We start from the raw sequence: 11,923 nt of genomic DNA on the forward strand, positions 1-11,923 counted from the left end.
TTTCAATCTAGAGTAATTACCACCCTGGGTTCTGAACTAAATTTTTATTCAATGTTAACTCCGTAGTAGGAATAGGACTCAAATAATCTTGATTCTCTCTAAATTGATAGCCGTTGGGGATAGCCGTTTGAAAGAAATCAATCAATCCATTTTCATCCAACTTTACCTTAGTTGTATAATCCGGAAAATCTTCCTCAGAAAAAGGATAACCTTTCGGCCTTTTGTTTTTAAATAAGGCATGAGCTGCCCAACGCATATAGTCCATACTGCGCAAGCCTTCTAATGCCAATTCTACCCTCCTTTCGCGTCTTATTTCATAAAGGGCATCGGATATAGGATAACCGTAGTCTAATAGGTTAGGATCTGCACTTTGTGGCTGAACGGTAAACTCTGGCATACCTATTCTAGCACGTAATTGATTTAATTCAGTGTAAGCAATCTGACCATTTAACTCATTCAAGGCTTCAGCATAATTTAATAATACTTCACCATATCTAAATAAGATATAGCCGGTTTCACTATATCTTCCCCCTAAACCTGCTCCTGGAGAATGGGGATTTGAACCTTTCTTCAATTGAAACCCTGTTGTATTTAAGCTCAATCCAGATCCTGTAATTTGGGGTTTATCAAAATTTAGATTATCCTTAGCGATCCAAAGATCCCCTGGCGCCCATACACTCGCATGTAATCGTGGATCAATATCAACGGCTATTTTCGAAAGGAAGGCATTCCCTTTAGTTGTATTCGCCACTTCCAAATAGTCATATGGATGCCCCTCTTTATCGAGATATGAAGTCACTAGACTCCAAGTTACACCGACTTCATTGGGATTATTAATCGTCGCGTATTGCATATCATTCCCCACTCCATCTGCCAAACTAAAGCTTCGACAAAACAAAATTTCATCTACACTATTCATATCATCAAGACCAAACATTTCGTAATAATCATTATGTAATCCCACTTGGTAATCCCCATTATTAATGAGTTCTTCTGCTGCATCGACACAAGCTTGAAAATATTTATTGGGATCGGCACTAGGTGTTCCAAAAATGGTATTAGCATGATATTTTTGCCAAGTACCTTCATACAAAGCAATTCTCGTTTTAAAGGCTAGGGCCATTTCTTTATTAATTCTATTATTTCCTACTTCTGATTTGAATTTCAATATGTCAACTGCCTGATCCAAATCTGCCAATATATGATCCACAATTACCGTTCGTGGTTCTCTTGGCTTTGTAAGCAGCTCAGTATCGTTGGGCGACAATTCACTGTCATACCATGCAACGTCACCATACTTCTTAACCAATTCAAAATAATACCTCGCTCTAAAGAAATGAGCTTCTCCAACAATTGATTTATAGACCTCATAATCGTCTTCGCATCTTTCATAGTTATCAAAAAATAAATTAACGGCACGGATTCTTGTCCAATCTGACCGCCAAGTACCGCCCACCGATCCTCGTTCCCCATTCAATATTGAATTAGGAGTCCCTACAATAGCATTGTCAGCATCTCTGATATTATAACCATTTCCATTTTGATAATCTAAATGGGTTGGAAAATCCTCGTAAAATTGAACGATATAGTTTTCCAAATCCTGGGAAGAACGCCAATAGGACTCCTCACTGGTAGCATCCAATGGTGGTCGGTCCAGAAATGAATCTGAACATGAAGTAACAATAGAAAGAAATATAAAATATATAAATAGCTTTTTCATGATTTATCTTTTAGTTTAATAGATCAATTACAGTGTAATCGTCAAGCCCATAGAAAATACTCTATCAGCTCCATAGGTTTGACCGGCTCCACCGGCATACCCAACCAAAGCGACAGGGTCAATTCCCTTAATCAAATCAGTAAATGTGGCCAAATTTTCACCCGACACATACACTCTCACTTTGGAAATATTATATTTCTGCAGAAGTGAGGCCGGAAGATTGTAACCAATCTGCATATTCTGAATTCGCAAATAAGATGCATCTGCTAAATACCTAGTAGCTGGTTTTCGATTTTTATCATTATGGCCATTGACTATATAGGTACGTGGCCAGAATGCATCTAGATTGATATTGGCATCTCCTTCATACAATCCAGTATACTTATCCCCTGGTCGATCTCTATAATAGTCTAAATGATCTGGCGTAATCGTTGTAAAAGGCAACCAATCCAAGCCCCAATATCTAATATTATTCCCACCTTCAGGGAAGAAAAAGTCTCGTTTCCCAGTACCTTTCATAAGTATAGAAAAATCAAATCCCTTATAATTCATACCAGCGGTGATCCCATATTGATATCGAGGTGTTTCACTACCGATAATTTTTTGATCACCTGGATCATCTAAAGTATTGGCACCTTTATTAACGGCTCCATCTCCATTGGTATCAAGATACTTAAGGTCACCAGGATACCAATTATTAAAGATATATCCCATATCAACTTTTTCTAAATACGAATCGACATCAGCTTGATCTCTAAACAACTCATTTGCGGTATATCCCCAAATTTCTCCAACTTCTTTTCCAGGATACCATGTTGTAATTAAATTGTTAGGATTTAAATATTCTGTAACAATGGTTTTAACATCGTAGATATTTACTCCTACAAACCATGACAAATCCTTGCCTTGAACCACTTGATTCCACTTCAAAGAAAGCTCCCATCCTCTAGATCTCAAATTCGCATTATTTGAACGAGGTACACTTGCTCCCAAAACGTTGGGCGCAGGCTCGGATGGGCCAATCATATTTTCTGTATTGCGCTCAAACAAATCAAAATCCGTCTGTAATCTATGATCAAAGAAACTGGCATTGATCCCAATATTTTTGGTCGTAGCCGTTTCCCATGTCAATGAAGGGCTAACAATACTAGGAGTTCCAGTAAATCCTATTTTCCGAGTCCCTCCATAGCTAAACAACCAATCCAATTTATCGGCTTGGTATGGGATCAATGCTATATCTTGATAAGGTGATACTTGTTGATTACCCAATTGTCCCCATGATGCTCTTAATTTAAATGCATTGACATGTTTTTGAATAGGCGTCCAAAAAGCCTCTTTATCCAAGTTCCAACCTACAGAAAAGGACGGGAAAAACCCCCACCTTTTACCTTCTTTAAACCTTGAAGTTCCATCGTATCTCGCATTGGCTTCCACTAAGTATTTTTCTTGAAAATTATAGGTTAATCTAGTAAAATATCCTTGAGTCGAAGAATGAGTTATGGCCTCCTTAGCAACTACATCCCCAATAGCAGTATTCAACGAAGGCACATCCAAATTGGTCAAATGACTCCTAGCAGAATTAAGGTTGTGATAATTGTTTAATTCATATTGCATACCGACCAATGCATATATATTATGATTGCTATTAATATTCCAGTCATAGGACGTATAAACATTCGATGCCCAATAGGCATTATTCGTCAATGTTTGAGTGATCTTAGTAAACTGAGGTGGCGTAAGCACAACACTCTTATCAACCTGATGAATGCGTGATGACAAAATGCGATCTGAAAACTCATTCACTCTCGAAGAATATGAAAAATCCGCATTGATCCGCCAATTTTTCAAGGGGCGTATTTCAGTAGCAATTGTTTGCCAGTTTTCGGTAGTTGTTTTCTTATCCGAACCTCTATCTAGGATTCCAGGAATATTAGATCCTTGCGCATAATTACCATTACCATCGTATTTCGCTTCACTTGGAAATGTTCTTGCAATTTGTCTAAACTGAAGAGAGTAACCATTGGTTGCACCCGCATTAAAAGCTTCTCTTGGAGATTTGATAAAACGAGTGTTATAACTCACATCCCACCAATCAGTAAGTTTGGTGTTAATTTTGGCCATAATATTATATCTTCTATAATAATCAACGCCATAATTCATAATACCTTCTTGATCTAAGATTCCGGCAGACAAATAGTAGGACGTCTTTTCGGATCCGCCTTTAATCGATATATTATGTTGTTGATTGATACTTGATCCATAGTGCTCATCATACCAATCATAATTCCCATAAGCTTGATCATAACCAGACCAAGTACCATTAGCCAATGGATAGGTTTCAAAATTGGTCGCATCTGGTGTTGTAAATTGTCGTAAATAATCGACATCATTATTTTGAAATGCAATCATTCTGTCGATAATATCATCCGTAAATGATCTGCCACCAGTTGAGTTTTCACCCGCTTCATTTACAATACGTGCATGGGTATATGAATCCAACATTTCAGGCAAACGAGAGGCCGTGTTCAAAAACACATTCCCCGAGTAGGTTACACTTATTTTTTCATTTTTCTTTCCACTCTTAGTTGTTATCAAAATCACACCATAGGGAGCTCGAGCTCCATAAATAGCAGAAGCAGCCGCATCTTTAAGTACTGAAATTGATTCAATATCCTCAGGATTTATCAAATCCATGTTACCGGGGACACCATCAATTAATATAAAAGGACTGCCACCATTTAAGGATCCCATCCCTCTGATATTAATATCCAATGAAGCTCCTGGTTCAAATCCATTGATGCCAGGACTAAAGTTTAAACCCGGAGATTGACCTTGTAAAATTTGAGAAACAGTATTAGCTTGTCTATCTTGTATTTGTTCGTTACTAATAACATCTACTGCACCAGTCAAATTAACCCTCTTCTGTGTACCATACCCCACAACTACTAATTCATCTAATGTCTGGGCATCTTCCAACATGGTTACATTTAGAACTGTTTTTCCAGCTAAAACGATTTCTTGTGTTTGATATCCGATATATGAAAACACCAATACGGCTTGTTCAGACACTTCTTCCAAAGAAAAACGACCATTAAAATCAGAAGCACCACCATTATCTGTTCCTTTTTCTAATACATTGACACCAATTAAAGGCTGTCCTTCAGAGTCTGTTACCAATCCAGAGACAGTGAGGGCTGAAATTTTTAGTTGCTTAAGTCCAAAATAGTCCATTTTATTGGGCAAAGTCTCTACTCGCTGGATCGTTTCCCTTTTGAGAACGATATAATTTTCATCTTTGACCACATATTGAATGCCGATGGGTTTTAAAATGGATTGCAAGACTTGGCCCAGAGATTCGTCGGCTGCTTGAAAGACCACTTCTTTGTCCATTTCTACTGCATTGACACTGTATACGAAGTGTACATCGGTTTGCAATTCTAAGGAGCGAAGGGCTTGATCCAATCGAATGGACTCCCATTCTACAGATACCTTTCGATCCAATATTTGAGCATCGGAAACGCCTGCAAAGGCCAGTCCGGAGAAGAATAATAACAATATTAACTGCTGTGCAGAAAATCGCATAATTACATATATTAGCGAATCCTTAGTAAAAATAATTTTCATATCTTTAAATGTTTTTTGTTGTGATTCAATAAAAAATAAAGGCTTTTCGGCCTCTAAACAGGAATGTTGCAGCATTCCTGTTTTTTTATATTAGGTTTTCTTTGCCATATGATTCAATTTTTATTTTGTTCTAACTAATTACAGCCTGGTCCATTAATGGTATACACTTCCCCCGAATGATGTATGATTGCATTCAGTGCTTCGGCCACCATATCCATAGTCTTATCCAATGACTGATCTGTAAAATCGGCTCGTATCATACAAGCCTCCATATTGGAAGACAATACCACTTTTATGTTAAATTTCTGCCCGATCCGTTGAGCAGCCTCTACCATCTTTACATTGTCAAAATGCATATCGTATTCAGTACCAGCAACATATTCTTCTAACTGAGTGGACACCACTCCTTCATTGCTTGGCATCAACTCCATTTTTTGCAATAAATTTTCCTTTCTCTGAAAGAGTCCCTTTTCCTTGGGCAACAATTCTATACGTTGTTTCCCTAATGTATCGGAAACCGCTACCTTACCCGTCAATACAAAAACTTCAGTTTCATTTTCCCTACTTCGAATGTTAAAGCTCGTCCCCAACACTCGGGTTTCTATTCCTGCAGACAACACAACAAAAGGCTTTCGAATGCCCATTTCTGATCCATCCATCGTTTGTTTACTGATCTCAAATAATGCCTCTCCTTCCAATGTAACCATACGCATGGTATCGGAAAATTGACTGGGGTAAGTCAATCGACTCTCACCTTTCAACCACACTATACTTCCATCTGCCAACAATACTTTTTTACTTCCACTATCCGAACTACTTTGAACCTCCAGCGTCACGACCTCTGGATGGTAGATCTGCCATACATATTTAGCGATCAGTCCAAATAAACTGAGGATAATCAATACTGAAGCGGCCCTAACCATATAGAATAATGGTCTGCGTTTTCTCCTTCTTTCTAAATCAATAGTACTGCTTTGGGAAGATTCAATCTTGCCTACCATTTCATGGTAAAGATTTCTTTTAATCCTTTCCTTCTCGGATGGAGAGATATTTTGAAACAACCCTTCTTGCGATCGGTGTTTCAACCAAGACTCCAGCCAATAAATTTCTTCGGGACTGGCAAGTCCGTCATTGTATCGCTGGATTATTTTTTCGAATTCTTCGTCAGTCATATATTTTTAAATTGCAGAGACCATCCTATTGCTTTCAATAGTAAGTAACTTCACAAATAGTTAACACCTACTTAACAATAGATTTTTTATAAAAAAATATTACTTCCGGCGCCAAATTCGAAGTACACAACTAAATATCAACCTTTTACACTTTTATACAATTTTTTTATTATTTTTAAAAAAAGCTACTGCCTAAGGACAAAACAGTCAACCACAATGATATCATAAGCAACTAGAATAAAAGGAGACTAGATTATTCTACGAAATATTAGATTTCATTCGTTCTGTATTAAATAAATAATATATTTTTATATTTTTATCGAAATGACTTTAAACAATATCTCTTCGTTGTATTCCATTGTTTGGATTATTTGTATGCCCTAAACAAATGCTATGACTGTGATAAAAAACCTGTTGGATGACACTTATCTGCTAGAAGGTCTGAGCAAAGGACATTCTCAGGCATTTGAACAGATATATCAAAAGTACTGGGAACAACTCTATGGATATGCATATAACCATCTCCACGATCACAGTAGTAGCGAAGAAGTATTGCAAGAAGTATTCTTATATCTTTGGGAAAAACGAGAAAATATTGAGATTAAAACCTCATTGTCTTCCTACCTCCACTCTGCGGTGAAATATAAGATGCTCAATATTATGAGATCTCAAAAAGTCAGGAAGCACTACGCTGATGATTTTAGAGCCTTTATGTCAGAATCAGACCAACCAATGGCTGAAAAAATGCAAAATCTATCTGATTTAAAAGAATTAATAGAATCCAGTTTGGCCAGTTTACCCCCCAAATGCCAACAAGTGTATCGCATGAGCCGACAACAACATATTCCCAATCAGGAAATAGCGGAACAACTCCATATCACCAAAAAAACAGTAGAAAACCACCTCACCAAGGCACTTAAACACCTCAGAAATTACCTTGCAGAATACGACACCATAATTTCCCTAATGGTCATGACCATATTATCTTGGGTGATCTAATCCTTCAATCTCATTATTAAATATCATCACTTCTCTCCATCTGTTCAATTCTGGCAGAATAGGCAATATATTATCTATTTAATCCCGTTAGCTATTAGTTGCATTAGTAGAAGGCTTTTAATTTTGCTATAAATTAAAATGATTAATAGTCAGTATAAATCCAACTCACACTAATCATATGACATAATAACAATAAAATTATTTGCATTTTATCCAAAAAAATAGATATTTAAAGTCAAAAATAAACAATTAATAATATTTACCTACCAAATCACATTTAGTACTCGAAGAATAATCCTAATTTTGTCTATCATTTACTCACTGAAAAGAATATTATAAAATACCATTGATATGATTGCTAACAAAAACCTTAATCTCGTACCAGCAGCCCTTGTCCAAAAAACCATAGAAAGACATGAAGGTAGGCTGAGTGACGCAGGCGCTCTATGTGTAAACACTGGAAAATTCACTGGACGATCTCCCAAGGATCGATTCATTGTGGAAGACAGCAATACCAAAGACAGCATAGATTGGGGACCGATAAACATTGCTATAGCTCCACATTATTTTGACATGTTGTACGATAAGATGACTCAGTATATGGAGAGCATTCCAGAATATTTTACCAGACAAGTGTATGCCTGTGCATCGAGCAAATACAAACTCCATATCAAGATACATACCGAATATCCATGGCAAAATATTTTTGTACACAATATGTTTCTCCGGCCTTCTGAGCAAGAATTGGCGGTTTTCAAAGAAGATTGGACGGTTTTGTCATTTCCAAGTGTATTAGCCGATCCCAATATCCACGGCACCAGACAAGAGAATTTTTCAATAATCAATTTCACTAAAAAAATCATCCTAATCGGAGGAACCGCCTATACCGGGGAAATTAAGAAGGGGATATTCTCTGTTTTAAATTATATTTTACCCGAGGAGCGTAAGGTATTGAGCATGCATTGTTCCGCCAATGTGGGCCCAGATAGCGATACCGCCTTATTTTTTGGTTTGTCTGGTACTGGAAAGACCACATTGTCCAACGATGAACACCGTCGACTCATCGGCGACGACGAGCACGGTTGGTCTACCTCCAATATTTACAACTTAGAAGGGGGCTGTTATGCCAAGACCATCGACCTCTCGCCTGGCAAGGAACCTCAGATTTTCAAGGCCATTAAATTTGGCGCCCTATTAGAAAATATTGGATTCAAAGCCGATGGCGTAACTCCGGATTACAGCGACAAATCCATTACAGAAAATACTAGGGTAAGTTATCCTATCAATCATATAGAAAACATCATGTACAATTCGCGAGGCGATATTCCACGCAATATTTTCTTTTTGACTTGTGATGCTTTTGGTGTTCTTCCTCCAATATCCAAGCTCAATAATACCCAAGCTATGTACCACTTCCTAAGTGGATATACAGCCAAAATAGCCGGTACAGAAACAGGGATTACCGAGCCGCAAGCCACTTTTTCAGCTTGTTTTGGATCGCCATTCCTTCCTCTTCACCCTACTCGTTATGCGGATTTATTGGGAGAAAAATTAGAAGAAGGCATTGATAGCGGTGATGGCAAAATAAAAGTATGGTTGGTCAATACTGGATGGACTGGTGGTCCATATGGTGTAGGTTCGAGAATAGAGCTGGTCTTCACCAGAAACCTTATTAAAGCCGCATTGTCTGGAGCCCTCAATGATGTAACTTACAAAGACGACAATATTTTTGGTCTACAAGTACCTCAGTCTTGTCCCGATGTACCCAATGCCATACTCAATCCACGAGATACTTGGCGCAATGAATCCGAATACGATGAAATGGCCAAAAATTTATCCCAATTGTTTAAAAACAATTTCAAAAAATTTGAGGAAAGAGCTCGTCAAGAAGTGATCGATGCAGGACCGAAGTAAAGATATAGGTAGGGCGAATGATAGATCGGGATTAATACCCAATGCCTTGCGTCTAAATTGGAAGTATTGTAGAGACACAAAGTTTTGTGTCTCTACAATAAATCGAAAGATAACCGAGTAAAAATCCATGACTGAATATAACTGAATGAAGTCACGTAGTGACCAAATACCCTCAATGTGAACGACCAAAATGCAAAGCATCGTAGACCGTTAATCGGTCTACGGATGACCGAGCAAAATCCGAAGGATCAAAGGTCGTAAATCGACCTTTGATGAGGATGACTGAATGAAGCTCGGAGAGCCATTGACCGTAAATCGGTCAATGATGAAGGAACCGAAACCTCCGTGTTTCGGGTGGGTAAGCCTCCGCGTTCCGGGTGTGAACGAGCAAAATACGTAGTATCCAATGTCCATTTAGGACATTGGGCGAGTGAAGTCCCAGCCACTGTGCTGTGACGAGATAGCATAAAATTGACAAGGATAAAATTACATTTTTCAATAATAATATAATAGAATTGAAGGAGCCGAGGTCAGTGCGCCTCGGGAGGGTTCGCCACTGGCTCCGGCGTGATTGTTATGCAAAACCTTTGAAAAATTCCATTGTATCGAGGCGTGATAGCATTTCCAAATGGAAGCGAAATATATGTAATCTCGTCATGCCACAGTGGACATGACGAGTATTTATAAAAACTGACGGAGTGGTATAGATTTTGAACAGACAGAATTTAATTTACAGCTTCATCTATTTAGATAAGCCATTGACGACCTTGGCCACCGTATTGGCGATTCGATCCTCCACATCCTCGGCCCATTTCCATGCAGGATGGCCATACTCGTCCAAATGTGGACCTCCTTCATAGCCACCTTCCGTCCATACCCGATGAGATGGTATGTAAGCCGCCATTTCATTGGCATATCCACATACCCAGGTCGTTTGCTCAGCATATTCCGTTTTAAATCTCAGAGAATAATCAACGACCGATTCCCCTCCTATACCGATAAGCAAAAGCTCCTTCCCCAATTTCCAAGCTTGCACAGGATACGCATAGGTCGTAGACAAAGGTATCCCCGCATCCATCTTGGCCAAGATCCTTTTCGCCCATCGAGCCTGAATTTTATTTTTACTATCCAATAATGGTATCAGGGATTCTCTGGTTGCCATCTCCTCATAAGCCAAATCCACGTATTCAAAACCCGACTCCAATCGAGAAGAAATCAGTTCCATAGGTTGGCTTAACACCTCGGCCACAGCGTCGGACAACATCTTTCCATATTTACGACATAATTCTACCGTCCTTCGAGGCAGGGGATTCTGATCGCCACCACAAGTATTGAAAAACATAGCCGCCGTACCTGGATATTGATCTTCTATATTAATTTGTGCAAATCCCGGATAATCTCCACTCCATGTATGTAAGGAAATTGTTGTAGGATGACACGCATACCCAAATACCACTCCGATAAGATGTCCCGACAACCCCTTCAGAGCCAATACAGGTACGCAATGATCAACTGGACCTTTGAGTTCTTCACCCCTTTCTCGAATAGCTATTACTTCGGACTCCACATTTTCTCGCCTGTTGACGGCGAAACTACATTTTCCTTCCCCCTTATATAATCGTGCATCCTGCCAATTGCTCAATGCCTCCCCGACAGCATCAGCGATCTGCTCTGCCGTCCATTCCGAATACTCAGCCACCAATTTTTCCTGTTCAGCCTCTACTGGATAATAATCGTGTAAATCATCGGTCAATCGCGGACCAGAATGATTATGGGAAAAAGTCAACATAAAATCTCGACGCTGAATCTTATACCTTTGATACACCTTATTGTAAATACTCTCGTACACGGTCTTTGACATTCCTTGATGATCAGTAGTAGCCATAACGACCATCTTCCCATCATTGCTTTTTAGAGCCATTACTTTGACATAGATGTCGTGAATTTTACCATAAGGTACTCGCTTATACCCATAACCTGCCAACCAAACTTTGGTCTGAGGGGTGATGACTCTTTTTCCAATTCCTACCTGCCATATTTCATCCTCCTCATTTAATCCTTCGCGAGTTTTATCTCCTCTATATTTGACATCGGCAAATATTGAAGATGGCAATAAAGAGAATAATGACAAAGCCGTTACATTTCGAAGAAAATGGCGTCGCGTAGGCTGATTGGATGCATTCATAGTTAAAAAAATAATGATATTGAAAGACCATATACGGTCAAGTATATTGATAAAAATTCAAGTTAAAAGTTTTTTATATAAAAAATTATTAACTCATTGATTTTCTATTCTCATATTTAGCATAACAATTCACCATCGACCTTCAACCATCATTGGCCACTAAACGCTACAAACAAAAGTTTGACCTTCTCCCCTCCTAATCCCCCGAACTACTATACACATTTTAGACCAATAGACCAATAGACCAATAGACCAATAGACCAATAGACCAATAGACCAATAGACCAATAGACCAATAGACCAATAGAC

6 protein-coding genes are annotated in these 11,923 nt (G+C 38.6%); 2 read left to right on the plus strand and 4 right to left on the minus strand.

Annotated features, from left to right (window positions below):
* Nucleotides 1–16 precede the first annotated feature (16 nt).
* From LVD51_RS08220 to LVD51_RS08230, 3 genes are all read right to left on the minus strand, one after another.
* Nucleotides 17–1,720: a RagB/SusD family nutrient uptake outer membrane protein gene (locus tag LVD51_RS08220; protein WP_236970736.1), complete on the minus strand. Its 1,704-nt coding sequence runs from the start codon at nt 1,718–1,720 to the stop codon at nt 17–19.
* A 27-nt stretch (nt 1,721–1,747) separates the two neighbouring features.
* Nucleotides 1,748–5,344, minus strand: coding sequence for a SusC/RagA family TonB-linked outer membrane protein (locus LVD51_RS08225; RefSeq protein ID WP_236970737.1), 3,597 nt, complete (start codon nt 5,342–5,344; stop codon nt 1,748–1,750).
* Nucleotides 5,345–5,478: 134 nt separating this feature from the next.
* Complete coding sequence (locus LVD51_RS08230) at nt 5,479–6,516, minus strand: FecR family protein (RefSeq protein ID WP_236970738.1); 1,038 nt, start codon at nt 6,514–6,516, stop codon at nt 5,479–5,481.
* A 393-nt stretch (nt 6,517–6,909) separates the two neighbouring features.
* Here LVD51_RS08230 and LVD51_RS08235 point away from each other — a divergent pair, with 393 nt between their 5' ends.
* Together LVD51_RS08235 and pckA are read left to right on the plus strand one after the other, a co-directional pair.
* The gene (locus LVD51_RS08235) at nt 6,910–7,515 is read left to right on the plus strand and encodes an RNA polymerase sigma-70 factor (protein WP_236970739.1); all 606 of its coding nucleotides are present in this window, start codon (nt 6,910–6,912) and stop codon (nt 7,513–7,515) included.
* Between the two features lie 351 nt (nt 7,516–7,866).
* On the plus strand, nt 7,867–9,429 hold the full coding sequence (pckA, locus tag LVD51_RS08240; protein ID WP_236970740.1) for a phosphoenolpyruvate carboxykinase (ATP): 1,563 nt from the start codon (nt 7,867–7,869) through the stop codon (nt 9,427–9,429).
* Nucleotides 9,430–10,171: 742 nt separating this feature from the next.
* On the opposite strand, the gene LVD51_RS08245 is transcribed toward pckA, so the two are convergent.
* Complete coding sequence (locus LVD51_RS08245) at nt 10,172–11,614, minus strand: neutral/alkaline non-lysosomal ceramidase N-terminal domain-containing protein (RefSeq protein WP_236970741.1); 1,443 nt, start codon at nt 11,612–11,614, stop codon at nt 10,172–10,174.
* Between the last annotated feature and the right edge of the window lie 309 nt (nt 11,615–11,923).

The organism is Membranihabitans marinus, assembly GCF_021729155.1.
In the GTDB taxonomy this organism is placed as follows: domain Bacteria; phylum Bacteroidota; class Bacteroidia; order Chitinophagales; family Saprospiraceae; genus Membranihabitans; species Membranihabitans marinus.